The organism is Rhizobium sp. USDA 4016 (genome assembly GCF_056279705.1).
Genome location: NZ_JBWCCY010000004.1, coordinates 35600 through 59076, shown reverse-complemented (window position 1 = coordinate 59076; position 23477 = coordinate 35600). Strand labels below are relative to the sequence as shown.

General features: G+C 60.4%; 25 protein-coding genes and 1 pseudogene. 17 read left to right on the top strand and 9 right to left on the bottom strand.

Translation table 11 applies throughout. From position 1 onward, the window contains the following. Positions 1-40: 40 nt before the first annotated feature. A complete protein-coding gene (locus ACZ9DP_RS15570; RefSeq protein WP_476202825.1) occupies positions 41-730 on the bottom strand; it encodes a DNA-3-methyladenine glycosylase family protein in 690 nt (229 codons plus the stop codon). Here ACZ9DP_RS15570 and gluQRS point away from each other — a divergent pair. After that, positions 729-1610 (top strand): tRNA glutamyl-Q(34) synthetase GluQRS, encoded by an 882-nt coding sequence (gluQRS, locus tag ACZ9DP_RS15565; protein ID WP_476202824.1) that lies wholly within the window; start codon positions 729-731, stop codon positions 1608-1610. The genes ACZ9DP_RS15570 and gluQRS overlap by 2 nt on opposite strands. Here the strand turns inward: gluQRS and ACZ9DP_RS15560 are convergent. Continuing rightward, positions 1572-2489, bottom strand: coding sequence for a YihY/virulence factor BrkB family protein (locus ACZ9DP_RS15560; RefSeq protein WP_039846275.1), 918 nt, complete (start codon positions 2487-2489; stop codon positions 1572-1574). The genes gluQRS and ACZ9DP_RS15560 overlap by 39 nt on opposite strands. Positions 2490-2565: 76 nt before the next feature. Between ACZ9DP_RS15560 and ACZ9DP_RS15555 the strand changes: the two genes are divergently transcribed. From ACZ9DP_RS15555 to ACZ9DP_RS15525, 7 genes are all read left to right on the top strand, one after another. Next, entirely contained in the window at positions 2566-3399 is an 834-nt protein-coding gene (locus tag ACZ9DP_RS15555) for an SDR family oxidoreductase (RefSeq protein WP_476202822.1), read from the top strand. 18 nt (positions 3400-3417) lie between these two features. Beyond that, positions 3418-3621, top strand: a complete 204-nt coding sequence (locus ACZ9DP_RS15550) for a twin transmembrane helix small protein (protein ID WP_074069833.1) — start codon at positions 3418-3420, stop codon at positions 3619-3621. Between the two features lie 23 nt (positions 3622-3644). After that, positions 3645-4223: a cob(I)yrinic acid a,c-diamide adenosyltransferase gene (locus tag ACZ9DP_RS15545; RefSeq protein WP_183930785.1), complete on the top strand. Its 579-nt coding sequence runs from the start codon at positions 3645-3647 to the stop codon at positions 4221-4223. Between the two features lie 35 nt (positions 4224-4258). Next, the gene (locus ACZ9DP_RS15540; RefSeq protein WP_074069835.1) at positions 4259-5026 is read left to right on the top strand and encodes a rhomboid family intramembrane serine protease; all 768 of its coding nucleotides are present in this window, start codon (positions 4259-4261) and stop codon (positions 5024-5026) included. Between the two features lie 189 nt (positions 5027-5215). Beyond that, a complete protein-coding gene (locus ACZ9DP_RS15535) occupies positions 5216-5965 on the top strand; it encodes an electron transfer flavoprotein subunit beta/FixA family protein (RefSeq protein WP_074069837.1) in 750 nt (249 codons plus the stop codon). A 21-nt stretch (positions 5966-5986) separates the two neighbouring features. After that, entirely contained in the window at positions 5987-6916 is a 930-nt protein-coding gene (locus ACZ9DP_RS15530) for an electron transfer flavoprotein subunit alpha/FixB family protein (protein ID WP_476202820.1), read from the top strand. A 149-nt stretch (positions 6917-7065) separates the two neighbouring features. Beyond that, the gene (locus tag ACZ9DP_RS15525; protein ID WP_074069839.1) at positions 7066-7947 is read left to right on the top strand and encodes a 3-hydroxybutyryl-CoA dehydrogenase; all 882 of its coding nucleotides are present in this window, start codon (positions 7066-7068) and stop codon (positions 7945-7947) included. Positions 7948-7949: 2 nt separating this feature from the next. On the opposite strand, the gene tlpA is transcribed toward ACZ9DP_RS15525, so the two are convergent. After that, positions 7950-8612: a thiol:disulfide interchange protein TlpA gene (gene tlpA / locus ACZ9DP_RS15520; RefSeq protein ID WP_476202819.1), complete on the bottom strand. Its 663-nt coding sequence runs from the start codon at positions 8610-8612 to the stop codon at positions 7950-7952. A gap of 41 nt (positions 8613-8653) precedes the next feature. Here tlpA and argH point away from each other — a divergent pair, with 41 nt between their 5' ends. From argH to ACZ9DP_RS15500, 4 genes are all read left to right on the top strand, one after another. Beyond that, positions 8654-10057 (top strand): argininosuccinate lyase, encoded by a 1404-nt coding sequence (gene argH / locus ACZ9DP_RS15515; RefSeq protein WP_074069841.1) that lies wholly within the window; start codon positions 8654-8656, stop codon positions 10055-10057. Positions 10058-10133: 76 nt separating this feature from the next. Then, positions 10134-10328 (top strand): LPS translocon maturation chaperone LptM, encoded by a 195-nt coding sequence (gene lptM / locus ACZ9DP_RS15510; protein WP_074070451.1) that lies wholly within the window; start codon positions 10134-10136, stop codon positions 10326-10328. 12 nt (positions 10329-10340) lie between these two features. Continuing rightward, positions 10341-11609, top strand: coding sequence for a diaminopimelate decarboxylase (gene lysA / locus ACZ9DP_RS15505; RefSeq protein ID WP_476202818.1), 1269 nt, complete (start codon positions 10341-10343; stop codon positions 11607-11609). A 149-nt stretch (positions 11610-11758) separates the two neighbouring features. Next, positions 11759-14422 (top strand): TIGR02302 family protein, encoded by a 2664-nt coding sequence (locus tag ACZ9DP_RS15500; protein WP_476202817.1) that lies wholly within the window; start codon positions 11759-11761, stop codon positions 14420-14422. A gap of 150 nt (positions 14423-14572) precedes the next feature. On the opposite strand, the gene ACZ9DP_RS15495 is transcribed toward ACZ9DP_RS15500, so the two are convergent. The 3 genes from ACZ9DP_RS15495 to ACZ9DP_RS15485 all read right to left on the bottom strand — a co-directional run bounded on the left by ACZ9DP_RS15495 (position 14573) and on the right by ACZ9DP_RS15485 (position 16314). Next, positions 14573-14932, bottom strand: coding sequence for a response regulator (locus ACZ9DP_RS15495; RefSeq protein ID WP_028740102.1), 360 nt, complete (start codon positions 14930-14932; stop codon positions 14573-14575). Positions 14933-15052: 120 nt separating this feature from the next. Continuing rightward, complete coding sequence (hpt, locus tag ACZ9DP_RS15490; protein ID WP_022718085.1) at positions 15053-15595, bottom strand: hypoxanthine phosphoribosyltransferase; 543 nt, start codon at positions 15593-15595, stop codon at positions 15053-15055. 59 nt (positions 15596-15654) lie between these two features. Further along, entirely contained in the window at positions 15655-16314 is a 660-nt protein-coding gene (locus ACZ9DP_RS15485) for a hypothetical protein (protein WP_194728331.1), read from the bottom strand. A 206-nt stretch (positions 16315-16520) separates the two neighbouring features. Between ACZ9DP_RS15485 and ftsE the strand changes: the two genes are divergently transcribed. From ftsE to ACZ9DP_RS15465, 4 genes are all read left to right on the top strand, one after another. Beyond that, a complete protein-coding gene (gene ftsE / locus ACZ9DP_RS15480; RefSeq protein WP_022718083.1) occupies positions 16521-17180 on the top strand; it encodes a cell division ATP-binding protein FtsE in 660 nt (219 codons plus the stop codon). After that, positions 17173-18186 (top strand): cell division protein FtsX, encoded by a 1014-nt coding sequence (locus ACZ9DP_RS15475; protein ID WP_022718082.1) that lies wholly within the window; start codon positions 17173-17175, stop codon positions 18184-18186. The genes ftsE and ACZ9DP_RS15475 overlap by 8 nt, the downstream gene beginning before the upstream one ends. 65 nt (positions 18187-18251) lie before the next feature. Then, complete coding sequence (locus tag ACZ9DP_RS15470; protein ID WP_183930982.1) at positions 18252-18968, top strand: YdcF family protein; 717 nt, start codon at positions 18252-18254, stop codon at positions 18966-18968. Positions 18969-19055: 87 nt separating this feature from the next. Then, positions 19056-19853 carry a lysophospholipid acyltransferase family protein gene (locus ACZ9DP_RS15465; RefSeq protein ID WP_074069844.1) on the top strand — a complete coding sequence of 266 codons (798 nt, stop codon included), beginning with the start codon at positions 19056-19058 and terminating at the stop codon, positions 19851-19853. Here ACZ9DP_RS15465 and ACZ9DP_RS15460 read toward each other — a convergent pair. Beyond that, on the bottom strand, positions 19850-20380 hold the full coding sequence (locus ACZ9DP_RS15460) for a gamma-glutamylcyclotransferase (RefSeq protein ID WP_239596678.1): 531 nt from the start codon (positions 20378-20380) through the stop codon (positions 19850-19852). The two genes, ACZ9DP_RS15465 and ACZ9DP_RS15460, sit on opposite strands and share 4 nt — an antisense overlap. Before the next feature lie 52 nt (positions 20381-20432). Between ACZ9DP_RS15460 and ACZ9DP_RS15455 the strand changes: the two are divergent. Then, positions 20433-21435, top strand: a pseudogene (locus ACZ9DP_RS15455) (DUF2125 domain-containing protein). A gap of 3 nt (positions 21436-21438) precedes the next feature. Here the strand turns inward: ACZ9DP_RS15455 and ACZ9DP_RS15450 are convergent. Together ACZ9DP_RS15450 and hisC are read right to left on the bottom strand one after the other, a co-directional pair. Next, positions 21439-22371: a prephenate/arogenate dehydrogenase family protein gene (locus ACZ9DP_RS15450; RefSeq protein ID WP_074069847.1), complete on the bottom strand. Its 933-nt coding sequence runs from the start codon at positions 22369-22371 to the stop codon at positions 21439-21441. Next, the gene (gene hisC / locus ACZ9DP_RS15445) at positions 22368-23477 is read right to left on the bottom strand and encodes a histidinol-phosphate transaminase (RefSeq protein ID WP_239596673.1); all 1110 of its coding nucleotides are present in this window, start codon (positions 23475-23477) and stop codon (positions 22368-22370) included. The genes ACZ9DP_RS15450 and hisC overlap by 4 nt, the downstream gene beginning before the upstream one ends.

Below are 23477 nucleotides of genomic sequence, written 5' to 3'. Positions count from 1 at the left end.
TAAATTCAGTCAATAACGGCAATTCGATGAGCGTTGCCCATCAGCCGACCGGCAGGAACCCGCGACCCAGTTTCTGAGCATAGTAAGCCCAGAAAAGCCTTGCTGCGACCGATCTCCAGGGCGACCAGACCATGGCAAGCGAGGCGAGCACTTTCGCGTGCGGACGCTGTGCGAGACCAAAGGCAGCAGCGACGGCGTTCTGCAGTGCGACGTCTCCTGATGGGAAGACATCGGCGTGCCCGCCGCAAAACATCAGATAGACTTCCGCGGTCCACGGACCAACGCCCTTCAACGCCGTCAACTCGGCAAGCGCCTCCACCGGCGGCCTCGAGGAAAGCAGAGCGAGATCAAGGCGGCCCGATACGACTGCTTCGGCGATGCCCGACAGTGTCGTCGCCTTGGCACGCGACAGACCGAATTCCCGCCAGGCATCCGGTCGCAGTGCGACATAGCGTTCGGCCGTCAGCACACCTTCTTCAGCAAGCGACATGCGCCGCCAAATAGCATCGGCGCTTGCGCGCGAAACCATCTGCGAAACAATGATATGGGCAAGGCCAGCAAAACCCGGCTCGTGAAGGCGCAGCGGGATCGGACCCGCCTCCTTCGCAATATCGGCGAGCCGCGGGTCGAGGCGAAACAAATGCTTCAGTCCCTCGCGGATATCCTCTTCGCTTCGAATGATCTGCACGTTGCCTCGCGATGGTTTCGAATTCGTGGCAGAAGAAAGCATGACCACGACTCAGCGTCAAAAGCCCATCTTCCGTTTTGCGCCCAGTCCCAACGGCCCGCTGCATCTCGGCCACGCGCTTTCGGCCTTCCTCAACCAGGATATGGCCGCAGCAATGGACGGACGCCTGCTGCTGCGCATCGAAGACATCGACCAGACACGTTGTACACCCGAATTCGAAGCAGGCATCTATGCCGATCTCGAATGGCTGGGAATCGACTGGGAGAAGCCCGTCCGGCGACAATCCGACCATTTCGCGGAATATCAGACAGCATTGCATGGTCTGATCGAGCGCGGATTGGTCTATCCTTCGTTTCTGACGCGCGGCGAGGTGAAAGCCAGAGTGTCCGCTTCCGAAGCCGGCGGCAACCCCTGGCCGCGCGATCCGGACGGTTCGCCGCACTATCCTTCCGACGATCGCGACCGAAGTGAAGGCGAGCGGCGCAAGATGCTTGCTTCAGGCCTGAAACACGCTTGGCGTCTGGACATGGGGCGGGCACTGCAGGGTGCCGATCGTGTTTTATCCTGGAGCGAGACCGGCGACGGCGAGACCGGGGGGATTGCCGCCGATCCATCGGTGTGGGGGGACGTCGTTCTTTCGCGCTCGGATGCCCCCTCAAGCTACCACCTTTCGGTGGTTATCGACGATGCGCTGCAGGCCGTCACTCATATCGTGCGCGGGCTCGACCTCTTTCACGCAACATCGGTCCACCGGCTGCTGCAGGTGCTGCTCGACCTGCCTCAGCCGGTCTACCACCATCATCGGCTGGTGACGGATGCAAAGGGACGCAAGCTCTCGAAAAGCGATGGCGATACCGGGCTTGCGGATTTGCGTGGCAAGGGGCTATCGGCGGCCGATATCCGGAATCTTGTCGGTCTTTGAAAGCTTGCTGCCCTGCCCGCTCAAAAAATTGCGGGCGAAGATGGCGCGCACCCTAAATTTCATCAGTGCCGCATTGATTTCCGCGCCAATGATGAAGATCACGCCGACCATGTAGAGGAAGATCAGCACGACCATCACCGATGCCAGACCCGCATAGGTCGCTGTGTAATTCGCGAAGGTGGCGAGGTAAAAGGCGAAGATCAGCGCGCCCGCGAGCCAGAAAAGCAGTGTCAGCAAAACCCCAGGGATAACGTCGTAAACCCGCCTGCGGCCGGCAGGCAGCCAGAGGTGAACGACGAGCAGACCGACCGTCAGCACGAAAAGCGTTCCGTAGATTCGCCAGCTGAAAACGATTTCGAGCGTATCGGCAAAGAGCGGAAACCACTGCCGCGCGTAATCGAGAGCGAGCGGCACGGCGACGAGCAGGATGCTGATGGCGGCAAAAATGATCACCGCAATCAGCACGTAACCGAGGCTGGCCAGGCGCGTGAAATACCAAGGCCTCGTCTCCTGTACGCGATAGGCGCGGTTGAGCGATATGCGCAGCGCCTCGACACCGTTCGAGGCGAAATAGGCGGCCGCCAGCACCGAGACCGTCAGCAGTCCGCCGCGCGGAATCGTCAGCACCTGCAGCACCTGGTCGGCCACAGGTTTGGCGATCGCTTCCGGCCAGGTATCGAAAATGAGATGAACGGCCGTGGAGGAGAACTGGTCGGCTCCGAGGAAGTTTGCGAGCGTCGTGCCGAAGATCAAAAAAGGAAAAACCGCCAGCAGGATCGACAATGCGACATGGCTCGCCATCGCGAAACCGTCATCCTCGATTAGGTGGCAGATCGCGTCGTATGCCACATCATAGAGCGTACGCACTATCTTCGGCATTCCACCCCCGGGCTTCGTCATTGTATCGTCGGTTCGAATATGGGAAACGAGTCCCAATTTGTACAGGAATCATTCCATGGCGGAGCAGCGCACCATCATCGTGACCGGATGCTCATCCGGCATCGGTGCCTATTGCGCACGAGCCCTGAAGACCGACGGCTGGCGCGTCTTTGCAACGGTCAGAAAACACGCCGACCTCGGACCGCTGCAGGAGGAGGGCATCGATGCCTTCCTGATGGACTATACGCGGTCGGATACGATCACTGATTTCGTTCGCGATGTAGCAGAGGCAAGCGGCGGGCGCATCGACGCAGTTTTCAACAACGGCGCCTACGGCCAGCCCGGCGCGGTCGAGGATTTAACGACCGACGTGCTGCGTGCGCAGTTCGAAACGAATTTCTTCGGCTGGCATGAATTGACACGGCAAATACTGCCGCTGATGCGAAGGCGCGGCTCGGGCCGCATCGTACAATGCTCGTCCATTCTCGGCGTCGTGCCCTATCGTTTTCGCGGCGCCTACACCGCTTCGAAGTTTGCGCTCGAGGGGCTGAGCATCACGCTGCGCATGGAACTTCAGGGCAGCGGCATCCACGTGTGCCTGATCGAACCAGGTCCGATTGCCTCGCGCTTTACCGCCAACGCGCTCGCGAAGTTCAAAGAACATGTCGACATCCGCAATTCCGTGCATGCGGCAGATTACCGCCGACAGCTCGCGCGTCTTGACGGGACTGGCCCGAAGAATCGACATAAGCTTCAACCCGACGCCGTCTATACTGTGTTGAAACACGCATTGAACTCGAACAATCCGAAGCCACATTATCCTGTAACGACACCGGCAAAACAGGGCATGTTCCTGAAGAGGCTGATTCCGGCGGACCTTTTTTATCGCCTGATGCGCTGGACCGATTAATCAAGAAAGCCGACTTCCATGTCCACGGCCACTTATATTCTCGCGATCATCATCATGGGCCTCGTCGCGATCGTGTTGGTCCGCGGCCTCTTCAACATGATGAAGGGCGGCGACGCGAACACTTCCAACAAGCTGATGCAGCTCCGCGTATTGCTGCAGGCGATCGCTGTGATCCTGATCATGCTGACGCTCTGGCTGACAGGCGGTGGCCGCCCTAGTTAACGCCGGGAAGAGAGGGGATAGGCATGGTAACACTCAACAAGATCTATACGAAGACCGGCGACGACGGCACGACTGCCCTCGTTTGCGGACCGCGCCGTCTCAAATACGACCTGCGCGTGGAAGCCTATGGCACGATCGACGAGGTCAACTCCGCAATCGGCGTCGCAAGACTGCACATGCAGGGCATGCCGGTTCTCGAAAGAATGCTGACGCTGATCCAGAACGACCTTTTCGACCTCGGCGCTGACCTTGCGACACCCGACGACGGCAAGCCGCCGGCGCACGAGCCGTTGCGCATCATCGATACGCAGGTGGCGCGGATCGAGAGCGAGATCGATGAACTGAATGCCGATCTGCAACCCTTGAAATCCTTCGTTCTGCCCGGCGGTCATTCGGCAGCTGCCTATCTTCATTTAGCGCGCACAATCGCGCGCCGCGCAGAAAGGCTGATGGTGGAACTCGCCCGCACGGAGGGCGAAATCGTCAGCGGAGCGGCCCTGAAATATGTTAACCGGCTTTCGGACTTCCTCTTCGTTGCCGCGCGCCACGCGAATGACCGCGGCAACGCGGATGTGCTTTGGGTTCCTGGAAAAAACAGATAGGCTTCTCGCGGTCACGATAGCCAGGGGCAGGCTTTATGTTCATACCGCTGCACGACGCCAATACGCTGAAACACATCAAGGTCCAGTGGGTGACGCTGGGCTTGATCGGCATGAATATCGCCGTCTGGCTTTTCACCGGCTTCTTCGCTCCGGAACAGACGGCTCAGGCGACATCAGTCGGCCTGGGCTACATACCGGCGGTCTCCTTTGACTATGCAACACTTGCACCCGGCCTCGCGATTGTTCCGGAGCCGCTGACCTACATCACCCATGCCTTTGTGCATGCCGGCTTCTGGCACCTCGTTTCCAACATGATCTTCCTCTGGGTCTTCGGCGATAATGTCGAGGATGCCATGGGGCATGTCCGCTTCCTGATCTTTTATCTCGTTTGCGCCGCCTTCGGCGCGCTTTGCCATGGCCTGCTCGTGTCGGAATCGCAGGCGCCGCTGGTCGGCGCCTCAGGCGCGATCTCAGGGGTGGTTGCTGCTTATGTCGTCCTTCACCCGCGCGTGAAAATCTGGGTGCTGGTCTTCTTCCGCGTTCCGTTGCCGCTTCCTGCCTTCGTGCCGCTGCTGCTTTGGATCGGCCAGCAGTTCTTCATGCTGCTTGTCGATCCGGACGGCAATGTTTCCTGGGGCGCCCATGCCGGCGGCATCGTCGCCGGCGCCGTTCTAGTCTTCTTCATGCGCCGCAAGGGTGTGCCGCTGTTCGACCGCGAGATCGTCACGCCCCGCGCCGTTTTCAGCACGCCGGCTGTGAGGCGGGCGGTCGTCGCCGCTGACGATGGGGCGCCTGGACACTGAAAAGAAATATCGCGCCGTCTCGAATATTGACGTGAACGTAAACGTCATATATTTGCAGACGCAATTTGTCTGTCTGCGACCGGCAAGCGTTGTATTTGGAGGAAAAACGCGTATCCATGTCGCCATTCGACAATCGGAGCGACGCCGAAGCGCGCATTTTCTTGGCGAAAGAGTTGAAGGAAGGACCCCATGAAAATTCTCGTCCCCGTGAAGCGGGTGGTTGATTACAATGTGAAGATCCGCGTCAAGCCGGATGGCACGGGCGTCGAGCTTGCCAACGTCAAGATGTCGATGAACCCGTTCGACGAGATCTCGGTGGAAGAGGCGCTGCGGCTGAAGGAAGCCGGCAAGGCTGCGGAAGTGGTCGTCGTGTCGATCGGTCCGGCCAAGGCCGAAGAGACGCTGAGGACGGCGCTCGCCATGGGTGCCGATCGCGCCATCCTGGTCGAGACCGACGAGACGCTCGAGCCGCTTGCCGTTGCCAAGATCCTCAAGGGCGTGGCAGACGCCGAACAGCCGGGTCTGATCATCGTCGGCAAGCAGGCGATCGACGACGACAGCAATCAGACCGGCCAGATGCTCGCCGCGCTCTTGGGCTCTGCCCAGGCAACCTTCGCCTCGAAGATCGAGATTACCGACGGTAAAGCGACCGTCACCCGCGAAGTCGATGGCGGCCTGCAGACGATCGACATCAAGCTGCCGGCCGTCGTCACCACCGACCTGCGCTTGAACGAACCACGCTATGCTTCACTGCCGAACATCATGAAGGCGAAGAAGAAGCCGCTCGACAGACAAGCGCCTTCCGACTTCGGCGTTTCCACCGCTCCGCGCCTGAAGGTGCTGAAGACCGAAGAGCCAAGTGGCCGCAAGGCGGGCGTCAAGGTCAAGTCGGTCGCCGAGCTCGTCGAGAAACTCAAGAACGAAGCCGGCGTCCTCTAAGGCGAGAAAGGAAATACGACCATGGCCATTCTGCTTCTGGCTGACCACGACAATGCAAGCCTTTCCGACCAGACCGCCAAGGCGCTGACCGCAGCTCGCCAGATCGGCGGCGATGTCACCGTGCTGGTTGCCGGCAAGGGTGCCAAGGCTGCCGCCGATGCCGCTGCCAAGCTTTCCGGCGTCTCCAAGGTGCTGCTGGCCGAAAGCGACACGCTTGCCAACAATCTGGCCGAGCCGCTGGCCGACCTGATCGTTTCGCTCGCCGGCAGCTACGACACGATCATTGCGGCTGCGACCTCGACCGGCAAGAACGTCGCTCCGCGCGTTGCAGCCCTTCTCGACGTGGCGCAGGTGTCGGAAATCATCGAAGTCGTCGCGCCCGACACCTTCAAGCGGCCGATCTATGCCGGCAACGCCATCCAGACGGTGCAGGCAACCGACGCCAGACAAGTCATCACCGTGCGCACCGCCTCCTTCGCTGTTGCCGAGACCGGCGGTTCGGCTCCGGTCGAGGCAATCCCGGCCGTTTCCGATCCGGGTCTTTCGACCTTCGTCAAGGACGCGCTGTCGGCTTCCGACCGCCCGGAGCTGACGTCGGCAAAGATCATCATCTCCGGCGGCCGCGCACTCGGCTCGGCCGAGAAGTTCAGGCAAGTCATCCTGCCGCTCGCCGACAAGCTGGGAGCCGCCGTCGGCGCAAGCCGTGCGGCCGTCGATGCCGGCTATGCGCCGAACGACTGGCAGGTTGGCCAGACCGGCAAGGTCGTCGCCCCGGAACTCTACATCGCCTGCGGCATTTCCGGCGCCATCCAGCACCTTGCCGGCATGAAGGACTCGAAGGTCATCGTCGCCATCAACAAGGACGAGGAGGCCCCGATCTTCCAGGTCGCAGACTACGGCCTCGTCGCCGATCTCTTCGAGGCCCTGCCGGAACTGCAGAAAGCTCTTTAAACGGGCAGAATGCCAGCTTTTCGCACTTGCGAATGACTGGAAAATTATCTCTTATGGGGCTACTACTGCTGCCGGGCGATCATTTTGCCCGGCAGTTTCATTAGAAGAAAAATACGGGCGGAGCGGGCGGCTGCCACGGGGGTTTGGAGATGAGTGCGGTGTTGAAAACGATCGGTATTGTCGGCGCGGGCCAGATGGGCTGCGGCATCGCCCATGTTTCAGCAGCTGCGGGCTATAAGGTCCAGCTCTACGACCTGACGCAGGAGCGCATCGAATCCGGTCTCGCGACCATCAATGGCAACCTTGCCCGGCAGGTAACGAGCGGCAAGATGACGGATGAGGAGCGCAAAGCAACTCTTTCCCGCATCTCCGGCTCCGCCAACCTCAATGACCTTGCTCCCTCCGACCTCGTTATCGAGGCGGCAACCGAAGAGGAAGCGGTAAAGCGCAAGATCTATGCGCAGGTCTGTCCAGTGCTGAAGCCGGGCGCGCTGCTTGCGACGAACACGTCCTCGCTCTCCATTACCCGCCTGGCATCGGCAACGGACCGGCCTGAGCACTTCATGGGCATTCATTTCATGAACCCCGTCCCGGTGATGAAACTGGTGGAACTGGTGCGCGGCATCGCAACGGACGAGGTTACGTTTTCGACCGCAAAGGAATTTGTCGCCTCGCTGGAAAAGACCGTCACGGTAGCTGAGGATTTTCCGGCCTTCATCGTCAACCGCATCCTGCTGCCGATGATCAATGAGGCGATCTACACGCTCTACGAAGGCGTCGGCACTGTCGATGCCATCGACACGGCGATGAAGCTCGGCGCCAACCACCCGATGGGCCCGCTTCAGCTTGCCGATTTCATCGGCCTCGACACCTGCCTCTCGATCATGCAGGTGCTGCACGACGGCCTAGCCGATTCCAAGTACCGCCCCTGCCCGCTGCTGGTAAAGTATGTCGAAGCCGGCTGGCTCGGCCGCAAGTCCGGCCGCGGCTTCTACGATTATCGCGGCGACACGCCCGTCCCGACGCGGTAGCGCTAAGACCCTGTTGCACCCTGGATCAGCGCCTTTGCATCGCCGCTATCCCATGCGGCAGGGCCGTTCATCGCCGAAACCAGGCACCCTTTGTCGTCGATGAGCAACGTCACCGGCAGGCCGAAAGCAACCCCCTCTTTCTTCAGGCTGTTGAAGACGCCGATCGTATTGTCGCGATAGAACTGCAGGGAATCGACGCCGATTTCGCTTAGGAAAGCCTTCGGTTTCTCTTCATCTCCAGTGTCGATATTGACCGCGACGACCTGGAATTTGTCACTGCCCATCTCCTTCTCCAGCGCGTTCAGCGCCGGCATTTCCTCGCGGCAGGGCACGCACCATGTGGCCCAGAGATTGAGAAGCACGGTCTTGCCCGCGAAATTCTCGAGCGTCACCGGATTGCCGTCCGGACCGTTGAAGGCGACGGACGTGAGCTTTCGTGGCGCGTTGACAGCAACCATCGCCGCCACCGCGCCTTTGGCGAGCGGCGTAACCTTCTGGACGAGATCCTTGGCCGCGGTGCATTCGGCAGAGGCCGTTTCACCGCCGGCATTGCCATACCCGGCCTCCTTAATGTAAACCGCTGCCGCACCGGCAATTACGCCTGCGACGGCGGCTACCGCGATCAATTTCAAGGATGGCAGCCCGAACAGCTTTCTTGTCGTCATTTCATTCTCCAGGGCATGCACCCTTAAGACAGGCATCTTTCATGGCCGACGGCACAAAGGACACCAAATCCTCCAACCAGATGTGGGGCGGACGTTTCGCATCCGGCCCCGACGCGATCATGGAGGAGATAAATGCCTCGATCGGTTTCGACAAGAAGCTCTTTGCCCAGGACATCCGTGGATCGATTGCCCACGCGACGATGCTTGCCCATCAGGGCATCATTTCCGTGGACGATAAGGACAAGATCGTTCACGGACTAAGCACGATCCTGTCAGAAATCGAAAGCGGCAATTTCGAATTCTCCCGCCAGCTCGAAGATATTCACATGAATATCGAAGCCCGCCTTGCCGCGCTGATCGGCCAGGCCGCCGGCCGCCTGCACACCGCCCGTTCACGCAATGACCAGGTAGCGCTCGACTTCCGCCTCTGGGTGAAGGAAGAGCTGCAGAAGACTGAAGCGATGCTGACGAACCTCATCGCAGCCTTCCTCGACCGCGCTGAAGAGCATGCCGAAAGCGTCATGCCGGGCTTTACGCACCTGCAGACCGCTCAGCCCGTCACCTTCGGCCACCATTGCATGGCCTATGTCGAAATGTTCGGCCGCGACCGTTCGCGCGTACGCCACGCCATCGAGCATCTGGACGAAAGCCCCATTGGCGCTGCAGCGCTGGCCGGGACCGGCTACCCGATCGACCGCCACATGACGGCAAAGGCGCTCGGCTTCCGGGAACCTACGCGCAACTCGATCGATACCGTCTCCGACCGCGACTTCGCCATCGAGTTCCTGTCGATCGCCGCGATCTGCGGCATGCATCTGTCACGCTTGGCCGAAGAGATCGTCATCTGGTCGACGCCGCAATTTGGTTTCGTGCGGCTTTCCGATGCATTTTCGACCGGCTCCTCGATCATGCCACAGAAGAAGAACCCCGACGCCGCCGAACTCGTGCGTGCCAAGACCGGCCGCATCAACGGCTCGCTGATTGCGCTGCTGACGATCATGAAGGGCCTGCCGCTCGCCTATTCCAAGGACATGCAGGAAGACAAGGAACAGGTGTTCGACGCGGCCGAGAGCCTGGAACTTGCGATCGCCGCCATGACCGGCATGGTCCGCGACATGACGGTCAATACGCAGCGCATGAAAGCCGCAGCCGGTTCCGGCTATTCGACGGCCACCGATCTCGCCGACTGGCTGGTGCGCGAGGCGGGACTTCCGTTCCGCGACGCACATCATGTGACCGGCCGTGCCGTGGCGCTTGCCGAAAGCAAGGGCTGCGACCTCGCCGAACTGCCGCTTGCCGATCTCCAGTCCATCAACCCGGCAATCACCGGCAAGGTCTACGACGTCTTGACTGTCGAGGCTTCGGTTGCAAGCCGCAAGAGTTTCGGCGGCACGGCACCCTCCGAAGTGAGGAAGCAGATCGCCTTTTGGCGGGCTCGCAACTGAGAAAACAATCAGGGTGCACAAGGCGGATAAACTTCGCTATGAAGATGTCCACCAGCGCCGCTCCAAGAGGAATCCCATGCAGACCAGCTTGCCGCACCTCATCCGCCTGACGGTTGTCTTTGCCGTCATCGGCCTTGCCGTTGCCGGATGTGGACGCAAAGGCGATCTCGATCCGCCGAGCGCGATGGCAACGAAGGAAGGCGACGTATCGAAGCCGACGAAACAGCCGGGCGCCGTCGACAGGCCATTCCTTCTCGATCCTTTGCTTTGATAGGCACGTCCCGTGAACCACTTCGAATATCGCGACGGCATCCTTTACGCCGAGAACGTCCCCGTTCCGGAGATCGCCAAGGCCGTCGGCACGCCTTTCTATTGCTATTCGACCGCAACGCTTGAGCGCCACTACCGGGTCTTCGCCGAAGCCTTCAGCGATATCGACTCCATGGTCTGCTATGCGATGAAGGCGAATTCGAACCAGGCTGTGTTGAAGACTCTCGGCAAGCTCGGCGCCGGCATCGACGTCGTGTCCGAAGGCGAATTACGCCGCGCACTTGCTGCCGGCATCCCGGCAAGCCGCATCATGTTCTCCGGCGTCGGCAAGACGCCCCGTGAGATGGACTTCGCGCTCGAGGCCGGCATCTACTGCTTCAATGTCGAATCCGAACCGGAACTCGAAATCCTCAATCAGCGCGCGGTCAAGGCCGGCAGGAAGGCGCCGGTCTCCTTCCGCATCAATCCGGACGTCGATGCGAAGACGCATTCGAAGATCTCGACCGGCAAGAAGGAAAACAAGTTCGGCATTTCCTGGGAACGCGCTCGCGCCGTCTATGCGCAAGCCGCCAAGCTGCCCGGTATCGAAGTCACCGGCATCGACATGCATATCGGCAGCCAGATCACCGAGCTGCAGCCCTTCGACGATGCCTTCAAGCTGTTGCGCGAACTGGTCGACACCCTGCGTGCCGACGGCCACGACATCCACCATGTCGATATTGGCGGCGGCCTCGGCATTCCTTACAAGGAAGACAACGAGCCGCCGCCGCTGCCGGATGCCTACGCGGCCATCGTCAAGAACCAGCTCCGCGGGCTGAACTGCAAGATCGTGACTGAACCGGGCCGCCTGATCGTCGGCAACGCCGGCATTCTCGTTACCGAAGTTATCTATGTAAAGGACGGTGGCGAAAAGACCTTCGTCATTGTCGATGCGGCAATGAACGACCTGATCCGCCCGACGCTTTACGACGCCTGGCACGAAATCCGGCCAGTCGTGATCTCGGCGGCAAATGCTCCGCGCATCAAGGCCGATATCGTGGGGCCGGTTTGCGAGACCGGGGACTATCTGGCGCTCGATCGAGAGATGGCGATGCCGAAGCCGGGCGATCTCTTTGCGGTCAGTTCCGGCGGCGCCTATGGCGCAGTGCAGGCAGGCACCTACAACAGCCGCCTGCTGGTGCCAGAAGTTCTGGTGAAGGGCGCCGATTTCCATGTAGTTCGGCCTCGCCGAACCTATGAAGAACTGATCGGCCTCGACTCCGTACCTGCCTGGATCGAGTGACAGCCTCATCACTTTTTGGCGAATAGAGGTGAAAAAACGGCTTTGCCGACCGCCTGCCCTCGCCTTCGCCACAAAGAGTGTTATCTTTTCTCCATGCGAGCATATTGCCTAGCAAGCGCCGGAAGCGCCCTCCATTACTCCAGCATCAAATGGCGGAGACCGGATTGACGAACAGCCCCCGCAGGCAAAGCCATGGCACGTATGCCCTTCGGCCCTCTCTCGCGAGGCTCGTAGCGGTAAAGCGGTTCTTTGCGCGCCTGGTACTTGTATCCGAGCAGGTCCTGCCACCGCTTGTCCCGGTTCTTTCCGTCGTTGCCTTCTATCTGGCAGCGTCCTGGTTCGGCCTCTTCCGCTCCGTTCCTGACTTCATGCGTGTCGGGCTGCTGATTGCCTTCGCCATCGCCTTCCTCGCCGCGCTCATCCCATTTCGCAATCTCCGCTGGCCCAATACCGCCGAAGCCGACCACCTGCTTGAGGAGCGCAACGGCCTACCGCATCAGCCGGTGACGGTGCAGGAAGATGAACCGGCCTTCGACACGCCCTTCGCAAAGGCGCTTTGGCGCGAACATCAGACGCGGATGGCGAAGACGATAGCAGCCCTCGACACTGGCTTCCCCCGCCCGGACATCGCAACCCACGACCGTTTCGCGCTGCGTGCCATCCCGGCCCTCCTTCTCGTCACGGCCTTCGGTTACTCGCTTTCGACCAACGGCGGCTCAATCACCGACGCGCTGCAGCCACCCGTCGCGCCGGCAGCGACCAATCCGGCTGTGCGTATCGACGCATGGGTCACCCCGCCCTCCTATACCAGCCGCGCTCCGGTCTATCTGACGGCAACCGGCACTGAGCAGGCGATCAACATTCCGCAGTTCTCGAACCTGACCGTTCGCGTCAGCGGCGGGCAGACGGACGAAAAGGTCGTATTCAGGAAAGAGAGCGGCGAGGTGCGGGAAATCGCAGCCGAGGCAAAGGCAAATCAGCAGCCTGGTGCTGCACCGCAGGCGAAGCCACAGACTCCTGCCACGCCAGCACTTGCCGCACAGACACATTCGATGAAGCTTGAGGAAAACGGTGCGCTGCTCGTCAATGGCCGCAGGTGGAACTTCAATGTCATTCCCGACAAGGCACCCGAGATTGCTTTCGACGGATTGCCCAAACCCAGCGTAAACGGCGCGCTGGAAATCGGCTTCACGGTAAAGGATGATTACGGCGTGCAGGAAGCGCGTGCGGAAATCCTGCCGGCCCAATCCGATCCGGAGGCAAAGCCGCTTTATCCACTCCCCGATTTCCGGCTCGACATTCCGCGCCGCAACGCGCGTGATGCCAAGGCCGTGACCAGCAAAAACCTGACCGAACACCCGCTGGCCGGAAAGCGCGTACGCGTTACGCTGGTTGCCAAGGATGCGGCCGGCCAGACCGGCCGGAGCCCGCCGCATGAAATGACGCTGCCGTCACGGCCGTTCAACGAACCGCTGGCCGCAGCCGTTGCGGAAGAACGCCAGGTTTTCGCACTCGATACCCGCAAGATGCCGGAAGCGATCGCTCTCAACGAGGCGCTGACGATCCGTCCTGAAGAAACGATTCCTAGGCTCACCAACTATCTGCTGCTGCAATCGGCGCACACGCGCATGAAGCTCGCCAAGGGCGACGAGCAGTTGAAGGATACGGCCGACTATCTCTGGGATATCGCGATCGGCATGGAGGACGGCGACCTTTCGCTTGCGGAACGCAACCTGCGCAACGCCCAGCAGAATCTCGCCGACGCGCTTCAGCGCAATGCGCCGGACCCGGAGATCGAGAAGCTCATGGACGAGCTTCGCAAGGCGATGAACGAATACATGAAGGAACTGGCTCAGCGCATGCAGAATGCGCCGATGCAACCGAATCAGAACGCGCAGAACGTCATCCGCCAGCAGGATCTGGAGCGCATGATGGACCAGATCGAGAATCTGGCCCGTTCAGGCAACCGCGATGCCGCTCAGCAGATGCTTTCAGAATTGCAGCGCATGATGAACAACCTGCAGGCAGGCAGGCCGCAACAGGGCCAGCAACAGCAGGGCGACAACAGCCAGATGCGCCAGCAGATGGACAAGCTTGGCCAGATCCTCCGCGACCAGCAGAAGCTGATGGAGCAGACCTTCAAGCTGGACCAACAGTTGAAGGACCGTATGCAGCGCGGCGACCCGAATATGGGTATGAACGATCCGCTGCTTGACCAGATGATGCCAGGCCAGGATGGCCAGCCGCAGGATCAGCAGCAGGGGCAGAACGGCGAACAGGGGCAGTCACCGTCGGAGCAGATGACTGAGGAGCAATTGCGCGACGCGTTGAAACAGCTCCGAGCACAGCAGGATGCGCTTGGCAAGCAGCTCGGCGAACTGCAGAAGGGCCTTGGCGAGATGGGTATGAAGCCCGGCCCGGGCTTTGGTCAGGCACAGCGCGAAATGGAAGGTGCCGGGCGCGAACTCGGCCAGGGCCGCGGCGAACCGGCCCTCCAGGGCCAGGGCCGCGCGCTGGAAGCGTTGCGCCAGGGCGCCCGGGACATGATGAACCAGATGATGCAGGCGCAACAGGGCCAGCAAGGCCAAGGGCCACAAGGTCAGGTTGGCCAGGGCAACCAGAACGGCCGCGATCCGCTCGGTCGTCCGCGTCGCGCAGAGGGTCCCGATTTCGGCGAGCAAGTGAAGGTACCCGACGAAATCGACGTGCAGCGCGCACGCGAAATTCTCGATGCGATCCGCGAGAAGCTCGGCAACAACCCGCCGCAGGAGATGGAGCGGCGCTATCTGGAACGGCTGCTGGATATTCAGTAGCTGAACTTGGATCGCAATGCGCCATCCAACTCCTTGGGTGCAGACGATTCTCTTTCAAACGATGATTCGCTCACGGCGCTGACGCATCGTGGCGGGATTCCTGTCACAAGGACAGGAATGGGGAGCAGGGGAAGGTGCCGCCAACCCGTCTCACGCAGCCAGCGCCCGGGCAACCGCTTTTCGGATGTCTGGAAGTGCAAACGGCTTCGACACGACGTCGACGATCTTTTCTGCAAGGTCATCGGCCCGTTCGCGCTGCTCGGCATAGCCCGTCATCAGCAGGATTTTGAGCGCCGGAAAGGCGGATTTCGCCTGATGCGCAAGCTCGATGCCGTCCATGACCGGCATGCGGATATCCGAAAGCAGTAGATCGTAGATCCCGTCCTTCAGCTTCTCCAGTCCCTCGGCGCCATCGGCGGCTTCGTCGGTCTCATGACCGTCAAGGCGCAAGGCCCGGGCGACGAAAGAGCGAAGCGAATCTTCGTCTTCCGTGATCAGAATTTTTGCCATGATGTGCATCGCTCCGTCTTCATGCCCCGGAACGGAAATTGCACGGCGTTCCTTTTCGATCGGTAAACGAAAGAAGGCGATGGAAGGGATGGTTAACAACCCGTCTTATCCTCGATGAGGTCAGGCGTCGCCGGTAACCACGCCGACGTAGGGCAGCTCACGGAAGGCATAGGCGACGTCCATGCCGTAGCCGACGACGAAATAATCCGGGCATTCGAAGCCGACATAGTCTGCCTCGAGCTTTTCTTTGCGCTTGACGCTCTTGTCGAGCAGCACGGCGATGCTGACGTTGCGCGCGCCGCGTTCGTAGAGCAGTTCCTTGGCGAAAAGCAGCGTGCGGCCGGATTCGAGGATGTCGTCGATCAGCAACACGTCGCGATCTTTCACGTCGCTGTCGATATCCTTGACGATGCGGACGCCCTGAGAAACCGTTCCCGTGCCGTAGCTGGAAAGCGTGATGAATTCGACTTCAGGCGCAAGCCCGCTGTCGTGTAGCGCGCGGATGAGGTCTGCGGCGAAAATGAACGACCCCTTTAACACGGCAATGACGAGCAGGTCCTTTGTCGGACCCGCAGCAATGTGCTTTGCCATCGCGTGATTGCGTTCGGCAATCTGCTCAGCAGTGAAAAGCGGTTCGATAATTTTTCCGCGCACGACAGGCATACGGCTAGCTCCATGAAACGAAGGGTAAGCCGTTAGCACATTAGAAGGCCAGAAACACCCTAAGGCATGAACGAAAGCCGGACTTCCGGCATTTTTCCGCCAGAGTGCTGCACGCGTGCCGAAAAGCCGCGGCTCTCGCCACCATAGATGACGTCTGCTGGCGGATTGATGACCATGCTGGTCACCAGCCGCTCGCCGCTCATCAGATCGGCGCGGATCGGCCGCACGGTCTGTGTGGTACCACTGCCGTTTTCGATGATGCCGTTGATAACCAGGATGCGCATACCATTTGCCTCGCGCGGCGCCACCGTGACATGCGTGAAGTGAAGCGGCGAGGTCAAGGCAGCAGTATCGCTCCCCGCCAGGCCGGAGAAACCGCCCGTCAGGCCGAAAACGAGAACGAAAAGCATGAAGACCAGGGCTATAAAGCTCTTGAGCGACGCCTGCTGCAGCCATTCTTCTGCGATCGCGAGAAACATAGTCGCCTTCGAGAAAGCCGCAGGCGTCGCAGGTAACTTGGCAGCGGCAGCGGCGCGCTTACGATTGTCATTGAAACTTTTGGCGTTGAAGCCTTGGCTCCGGTTGCCGATAACGACGAATTCGGCATCGGCGACATCAGTCGGACGGCCAGGATAGCGGGGCTGACGCGCGGCAGGCTCCGGCGGCAAGAAATCGTAGGCGTTGCTCGGCGCGCGGCGCCTGAAGGCGGATGCTTCCATGTTGACGGTCTCTCCCATCTCCACATGGTTTCAGTGCACGGTTAAAATCCGGCATTGAAACGAATCCTGCCCAGTCGTAAATTTTAATGGTTAATGCTTCGCTAAGCTTGCCTTCAAACAGGCATCTTTCCGACGAAATTCACTGATTGTTAACGGTGTTGGTTAACAAGTCGATGGCGTGAAACCATGAAAGACTGGGCTGCCCGTTGATCCATTTCGAGAATGTCGGTTTGCGTTACGGCATGGGCCCGGAGATTCTCCGGGACCTCACCTTCGATATTCCGAAAAAGTCCTTTCAGTTCCTGACCGGCCCCTCTGGCGCCGGCAAGACGACGCTTCTGCGCCTGCTTTTTATGTCGCTGCAGCCGACGCGCGGCTTGATCCGCATGTTCGGACGCGACATTTCCGACATCCCGCGGCCGGAGCTGCCGCTGCTTCGCCGCCGCGTGGGTATCGTCTTCCAGGATTTCCGCCTGCTCGATCATCTCACGACCTATGAGAATGTCGCACTGCCGCTTCGTGTACGCGGCAAGGACGAGAGCTCTTACAAGACAGACGTGCTCGAACTGCTGAAATGGGTGGGGCTCGGCGAGCGTATCAATGTGCTTCCGCCGGTGCTTTCCGGCGGCGAGAAACAGCGCGCGGCGATCGCCCGCGCGCTGATCGACCGGCCCGAGGTTCTGCTTGCCGACGAGCCGACCGGCAACGTCGATCCGCCGATGGCACGCCGCCTGTTGAACCTCTTTCTCGAACTCAACCGCCTTGGTACAGCTGTCGTGATCGCAACTCACGATCTGACATTGATGGACCAGGTGGAAGCCCGCCGCATGATCCTTTCGGAAGGGCATCTTGACGTCTATGATTGAGCCCGCATCAAAGAACCGCGCGCAAAGCGCCGCCCAAGCACAGCAGAAGCGGGCGGAGATGCGCGTGCGGCCAACGGCGCCGATCCTTCCGCCCTCGAATATCCAGGGCAACGCGCTGACGGTGGTCATCGCCATCATGGCCTTCCTCGCCTGCCTGACGCTTGGCGGCGTCAGCATGGTGCGTTCGACAGCGGCCAGCTGGGAGAGCCAGATTTCCCGCGAGATCACCATCCAGATCAAGCCGGACGACGGCCTCGATATGGAAAAGGCGCTGACGCAGGCACGCGATATCGCCATGACCTTTGTCGGCACCAAAAGCGGCCAGATCGTCGATGAGGCGGCAACGGCCCGTCTGCTGGAGCCATGGCTCGGCAGCGGCCTAGACATCAAGGAGCTTCCCGTCCCCCGCCTCGTGATTATAACCATTGACGAGACGAACCCCCCCGATTTTGACGCGATGCGCTCACTTTTGAAGGAGAGCATCCCTCAGGCGTCGCTGGACGATCACCGCACATGGGTCGATCGCCTCGTTTCAATGGCGCATACAACGGTGATGCTCGGCACCGGCGTGCTGCTGCTCGTCTTCATCGCCATGGTGCTGACGGTCGTCTTTGCGACACGTGGCGCGCTTTCCGGCAACCGCCATATCGTCGAGGTCTTGCATTTCGTGGGCGCCGAAAGTTCCTTCGTCGCGACTGAATTCCAGAAGCATTTCCTGAAGATCAGTCTCAAGGGATCGGCAATCGGCAGCGCTTTGGCAGCTCTCTTTTTCTTAGCGGCAGGCTTCCTGCAGAGCCGTACGATTGCGACGCCGCAGACCGATCAAGCCACGGCTCTCTTCGGCACCTTCTCGGTCGGAGCCCTTGGCTACCTCGGCATTTTTGCGACGATGATCGTCATTGCATTGCTGACGACGCTCACAGCGCGGCTCACCGTGATGCGCACGATCTATGAAATCGATACGCTGCGCTCCGACCCGACCCGAAGCGATGGCATCGCGAATTGAACGGCTCAGTCTTTTTGCCACGAAAGTGTCTGTTCCCTGCCGCAATCTGCATATATTCACGATTTATGACCATGGGCCATACTAGACGCACTCCGATTCGTCCCGACCCGGCGCTAGCCAGCTACGGTGTCGAAACCTTGCGTCGTGGTCCCCTACGCCGGATGTTGCGATGGGGCGGATTCGCCTTCGTCCTGGCGACCGCGCTGCTTTTCGTCGGCTTCCTGCGGTTCGCCGATTCCGTCACCACCTTGAAACCTCCGGCCGAACCGAAGGCCGATGCCATCGTCGTTTTGACAGGCGGCTATCAGCGCATCGATCAGGCCGTCGAACTGCTGGAGAAAGGTGCGGGCAAGCGGCTGCTCATATCGGGCGTTCATCCGTCGACAACGCCGGGGCAGATACGCAAAACCACATCGGCGTCTGCTGATCTTTTCGATTGCTGCGTCGACATCGGCTATGACGCAATCGACACGATCGGCAATGCGCAGGAAGCCGCAAACTGGATCCATGCGAAAGGCTACAAGAGCGTTCTGGTCGTCACCAACAACTACCACATGCCACGCAGTCTCGCCGAACTCGCCTACGTCGATGCCGATACGCAGTTCATCCCCTACCCGGTCGTCAATTCCGACCTGAAGACCAGGGCCTGGTTCACCGATCCAAATGCGCTTCGCGTCATGCTCGCCGAATATGCCAAGGTGCTTCTGGCAGGCGCGCGCAACATCACCGGCTTCGGGCGCCATCCGGGCCTTCGCTCGGCAAGCATCACCGGTCCGAGCTGATTTCCATCGAGCGCTTTTTATGAGAGCCATTATCGTGTAGGCAGGGCCAGCCCGCCGTTTGCGCGGATACTGGCTTTGGAAAATTTCATGATCGCCCTGCGTTCCGTTCTCTTCAACACGCTCTTCTACGCCAACCTCATCATCCGGATGATCGTGCTTTCGCCCTATTATTTCGTCGTGCCCCGCAAGACCGCCTATGCGATCCCCAAGAACTGGGCGCTTTCGAACCATTGGCTGATGGAAAAGATCATCGGGACGACCTTCGAGATCGATGGCATAGAGAACCTGCCGGACGGCAGCTACATCCTCGCCCCTAAGCACCAGTCCTTCTGGGACACCTATGCACTGCTGCCCTGGTTGAAGGACCCGGTTTACATCCTCAAGCGCGAATTGATGTGGATCCCGCTTTTCGGCTGGTATGCGAAAAAACAGCGCATGATCCCGGTCGATCGCGGCGCACGCGGCAAGGTCATGGTCGAGGTGCTGAAGCGCACAAAGGCAGAGCTTGCGACAGGCCGTCAGCTGATCATCTATCCGGAAGGCACGCGCCGGCCTCCGGGCGCAGAACCGCTCTACAAATACGGCATTGCCCGCATGTATCGGGATCTCGGCATTCCGGTCGTGCCGGTGGCCATGCATCCCGGCCTTTTCTGGCCGCGCCGCAGCGCCGTGCGCCGTCCCGGCCATTTCAAGGTTCGCATCCTGCCTGCCATTCCGCCGGGCATGGATCCGGATGCGTTCTTCGAGCATCTAATCGATGTGACCGAGAAGGCGAGCGACGAACTGCTGGTCGATACGGTGGCGCGCAATCCGCACTTGCCACTGCCGCCGACCGCCGTAGAGAGACTGGCGCAATTGCGGAAGGCAACGGCCGCTTCTGCCTAAGCGGCCCGCAGCCGCTCGACCTCGCCGGCGACCCGTTCTAGCCAGTGGTCGCGAATGCCCATCTCCTTAAGATGCGAGAGCGTATTGAAAACATAGGCGTCGTTCGAACCTGACTGACCCTTTGCCGCGTGCACCGTGCGCGCAGCTACAGAGGCATCGAGTGCGCCGGCATATTGGGCGTGGTCGCGATCAACGATGTAGGCAATTGCCTTGATGTTGCGTCGGCCGGGAAGCGATAGCGGCACATGCCGCTCGAGATAGACGTTGGTGACGAGCTCGCGGGCGCGCAGATAGTCCATCACCTCGTCGCGCCTTTCCAAGGCCACGCGAAACGCTATGCCGCGGCAGGAGCCGCCGCGATCGAGGCCTAGCACGAGACCCGGGTTTTGCTGCGTGCCGCGGTGAACCCAGGAATGGACGCATAGTGATCGCCGGTAGCCGTAAACGAGAGCCTGAGAGCGCTCAAGAAACTCGAAGCCCGGATTCCACATCAGCGATCCGTAGCCAAATACCCAAAATTCGTCCATATCGCAGGCCAGACCGAAATTCCCATTCGCGATTCACCATTGGAGAACCATCATGGCAGCGTCAAGCCAATCCGGCAGCGGAAGAAAATTCTGGTTGCTCGGCTTGGGCATCGTTCTGGTGATCGCGGTCTATACCGGCGGCTGGTTTTACGCAGCCGCCCACCTCAAGGAGACCGTGCTCAAGGTTATTGCGCCCGCGCAGCACGGCGGGCGTCAGCGGCGAATGCGCCGATATCGACTTTCGCGGCTATCCGTTCCGCATTGGCCTCTATTGCTCGAAAGTGGGTATGGATGACAACACGAACGGCGTCTCCGCTTCCTTTGGCGAACTTCGTTCCGCAGCCCAGGTTTACGCGCCGGGCCATATCGTCTGGGAACTCGATTCGCCGGCTGAAATCCGCACGGCAAACGGCCTTTCGATCTCGGCGCAGTGGGCAAACCTGCAATCCAGCCTGGTGACGAGGCTGAAGGGGATCGATCGCACCTCCATGATCATCGACGGCCTGAAGGCGACCGCTGTTTCCTCCTATACCGGGCAAACGGTCAATGTCGATGCAGGACGCACGGAAGTCCACCTCCGCCAGAATGCAGGCGATCTCGACGGTGCCTTCTCACTCCAGGATGCAAATGCCGTCATCAAGGACTGGCCGCAGGTCTTCCCGAAATTCTCGGCGAGCGCCGATATCACCCTTGCAGGCAAAGGCGGAATGATCGACGGAAGCGATCAGCAAGGGCTTTATGGGGCAAGCGGAGAGCTGCGCAAGGCCGTGGCCGATATCGGCGACGGCAAGGTGATGAGTTTGACGGGCCCCTTCTCCTTCGATGAGCAAGGCTTTTTGTCCGGAAAGTTCAAGCTGGAGATCGAGCAACTCGGCCCTTGGCGCGACAGCCTGAAACAGGCCCTCCCGGAAATCGCCAAGACCGTCGATACCGCCGCCAAGCTTCTAAAGGCGCTCGCGGTCGGCGGCGACAGGGTTTCGGTCGACCTCGTCGTCCAGCACGGCAATGCCACCGTAGGCGGCTTCATCCCGCTCGGCACGATTCCGCCGATCTGAGGCTCAGTTCGTCTTCGTGTCCTGCGCATGTGGGCGGCCAAAGTCTGGCGTGTCCACATCCTGTCCCGCCTGGACGATCGAGCGGCGGATTGCGCGAGTGCGGCTGAAGAGCTCGAAAAGCTTGTCGCCCTCGCCCCAGCGGATCGCGCGCTGCAGATAGGCAAGATCTTCCGAAAAGCGCGCCAGCATTTCAAGGATCGCATCCTTGTTGTGCAGGCAGACGTCGCGCCACATCGTCGGATCGGAGGCCGCAAGGCGCGTAAAGTCGCGAAAGCCGGAGGCGGAGTATTTGATGACTTCCGATTCCGTCACGGTTTCCAGATCGTCGGCCGTGCCGACAATATTGTAGGCAATGATGTGCGGCAGGTGCGAGACGATGGCGAGCACCTTGTCGTGGTGGTCGGCGTCCATCTCATCGACCTTGGAACCAAGGCTTTCCCAGAATTTACGAAGCTTCTTGAGCGCACCCTCATCCGTGCCTGCAATCGGCGTGAAGATGCACCAGCGGCCTTCGAAAAGGCCTGGGAAGCCGGCGTCGGGACCGGATTTTTCCGTACCGGCCAGCGGATGGCCGGGGATGAAGTGCACATGCGGTGGCATATGCGGCTGCATCTGCGCGATGACCGACGCCTTGGTGGATCCGACGTCGGTGACGATCGCCCCCGGCTTCACGCTTCCTGCGATTTCCTTGGCAACACTTTCCGAGGCGCCGACCGGCACGGACACGATGACGAGATCGGCATTCTCGGCGGCCTCGGCCGACGAAGTCGTATAACGGCTGCCGAGCTGCAATTCCTCGGCACGCTTCAGCGTTTCGGCACTGCGCGTTGCCACGACGACTTCGTTGGCGAGCCCCAGTCGCTTGATGTCGTGGGCGATCGAGGAGCCGATCAGCCCGATGCCGATCAGCGCGATGCGATCAAACTGCGCTGTCATGCCGGGCGTCCCATGAATTCGCCGAGCGCTTCGATGACGCCGCGATTGGCTTCTTCGGGGCCAATGCTCATGCGGAGTGAATTGGGGAAGCCGTAGCTGCGAACCGCCCGCAGGATATAGCCACGGCTCGTCAGAAAATCGTCGGCATCGGCAGCGCGCTTGCCGTCGACATCCGGAAAATGGATGAGGACGAAATTGGTCACCGACGGCGTAACCTTGAGACCGATCGTTTCGAGCGCTCCGGTAACCTTCTCGATCCACATTTGGTTGAAGGAGGTCGCCTCTTGAACGAAGGCCTGATCGCGGATCGCCGCGGCGCCGGCCGCGATCGCCGGCGTATTCATGTTGAACGGGCCGCGCACGCGGTTCAGCGCATCGATGATCTCGGCAGGCGCATACATCCAGCCGACGCGGAGCGCGGCAAGCCCATAGACCTTCGAGAAGGTGCGGGTCATGACGACGTTCGCGTTCGAGGAGACGACCTCGATGCCGGATTCATAGTCATTGCGCCGGACATATTCGGCATAGGCCGCATCGAGCACCAGGACGACATGCTTCGGCAGACCGGCCTGCAGGCGGCGGACTTCGCTGACCGGGATATAGGTACCGGTTGGATTGCCAGGATTGGCGATGAAGACGATCTTCGTCTTGTCTGTCACGGCGGCAAGGATCGCGTCGACATCGACGGTATGATCCGTTTCCTTCACCACGACAGGCGCTGCGCCCGCGCCCATGATCTGAATCTTGTAAACGAGGAAGCCGTGCTCGGTGATGATGCCTTCGTCACCGGGGCTGAGATAAACGTGGCAGAGCAAGCCGAGCAGTTCGTCCGAGCCGTTGCCACACATGATGTTAGCCGGATTCAGGCCATGAACCGCAGCGATCGCCTCGCGCAATTCGATCGCCTGCCCGTCCGGATAGCGCTCGAGATGGCCGGCGGCCGAACGGAAGGCTTCTATGGCCTTCGGGCTCGCACCAAGCGGCGTTTCGTTGGAGGAGAGCTTGTAGACGCGGGCGACGCCCGGTGCATGTTCCTTGCCCGGCACATAGGCTGCAATATCGAGGATACCGGGACGCGGAACAGGCTTGCTCATCTCAACGCTCAT

Excerpts from the sequence above, each read along its gene's own strand:
- gluQRS (WP_476202824.1), top strand. The coding sequence starts at position 729 with ATGACCACGACTCAGCGTCAAAAGCCCATCTTCCGTTTTGCGCCCAGT.
- ACZ9DP_RS15570 (WP_476202825.1), bottom strand. The coding sequence starts at position 730 with ATGCTTTCTTCTGCCACGAATTCGAAACCATCGCGAGGCAACGTGCAG.
- ACZ9DP_RS15560 (WP_039846275.1), bottom strand. The coding sequence starts at position 2,489 with ATGCCGAAGATAGTGCGTACGCTCTATGATGTGGCATACGACGCGATC.
- ACZ9DP_RS15555 (WP_476202822.1), top strand. The coding sequence starts at position 2,566 with ATGGCGGAGCAGCGCACCATCATCGTGACCGGATGCTCATCCGGCATC.
- ACZ9DP_RS15550 (WP_074069833.1), top strand. The coding sequence starts at position 3,418 with ATGTCCACGGCCACTTATATTCTCGCGATCATCATCATGGGCCTCGTC.
- ACZ9DP_RS15545 (WP_183930785.1), top strand. The coding sequence starts at position 3,645 with ATGGTAACACTCAACAAGATCTATACGAAGACCGGCGACGACGGCACG.
- ACZ9DP_RS15540 (WP_074069835.1), top strand. The coding sequence starts at position 4,259 with ATGTTCATACCGCTGCACGACGCCAATACGCTGAAACACATCAAGGTC.
- ACZ9DP_RS15535 (WP_074069837.1), top strand. The coding sequence starts at position 5,216 with ATGAAAATTCTCGTCCCCGTGAAGCGGGTGGTTGATTACAATGTGAAG.
- ACZ9DP_RS15530 (WP_476202820.1), top strand. The coding sequence starts at position 5,987 with ATGGCCATTCTGCTTCTGGCTGACCACGACAATGCAAGCCTTTCCGAC.
- ACZ9DP_RS15525 (WP_074069839.1), top strand. The coding sequence starts at position 7,066 with ATGAGTGCGGTGTTGAAAACGATCGGTATTGTCGGCGCGGGCCAGATG.
- tlpA (WP_476202819.1), bottom strand. The coding sequence starts at position 8,612 with ATGACGACAAGAAAGCTGTTCGGGCTGCCATCCTTGAAATTGATCGCG.
- argH (WP_074069841.1), top strand. The coding sequence starts at position 8,654 with ATGGCCGACGGCACAAAGGACACCAAATCCTCCAACCAGATGTGGGGC.
- lptM (WP_074070451.1), top strand. The coding sequence starts at position 10,134 with ATGCAGACCAGCTTGCCGCACCTCATCCGCCTGACGGTTGTCTTTGCC.
- ACZ9DP_RS15500 (WP_476202817.1), top strand. The coding sequence starts at position 11,759 with ATGGCGGAGACCGGATTGACGAACAGCCCCCGCAGGCAAAGCCATGGC.
- ACZ9DP_RS15495 (WP_028740102.1), bottom strand. The coding sequence starts at position 14,932 with ATGGCAAAAATTCTGATCACGGAAGACGAAGATTCGCTTCGCTCTTTC.
- hpt (WP_022718085.1), bottom strand. The coding sequence starts at position 15,595 with ATGCCTGTCGTGCGCGGAAAAATTATCGAACCGCTTTTCACTGCTGAG.
- ACZ9DP_RS15485 (WP_194728331.1), bottom strand. The coding sequence starts at position 16,314 with ATGGAAGCATCCGCCTTCAGGCGCCGCGCGCCGAGCAACGCCTACGAT.
- ACZ9DP_RS15475 (WP_022718082.1), top strand. The coding sequence starts at position 17,173 with ATGATTGAGCCCGCATCAAAGAACCGCGCGCAAAGCGCCGCCCAAGCA.
- ACZ9DP_RS15470 (WP_183930982.1), top strand. The coding sequence starts at position 18,252 with ATGACCATGGGCCATACTAGACGCACTCCGATTCGTCCCGACCCGGCG.
- ACZ9DP_RS15465 (WP_074069844.1), top strand. The coding sequence starts at position 19,056 with ATGATCGCCCTGCGTTCCGTTCTCTTCAACACGCTCTTCTACGCCAAC.
- ACZ9DP_RS15460 (WP_239596678.1), bottom strand. The coding sequence starts at position 20,380 with ATGGACGAATTTTGGGTATTTGGCTACGGATCGCTGATGTGGAATCCG.
- ACZ9DP_RS15450 (WP_074069847.1), bottom strand. The coding sequence starts at position 22,371 with ATGACAGCGCAGTTTGATCGCATCGCGCTGATCGGCATCGGGCTGATC.
- hisC (WP_239596673.1), bottom strand. The coding sequence starts at position 23,477 with ATGAGCGTTGAGATGAGCAAGCCTGTTCCGCGTCCCGGTATCCTCGAT.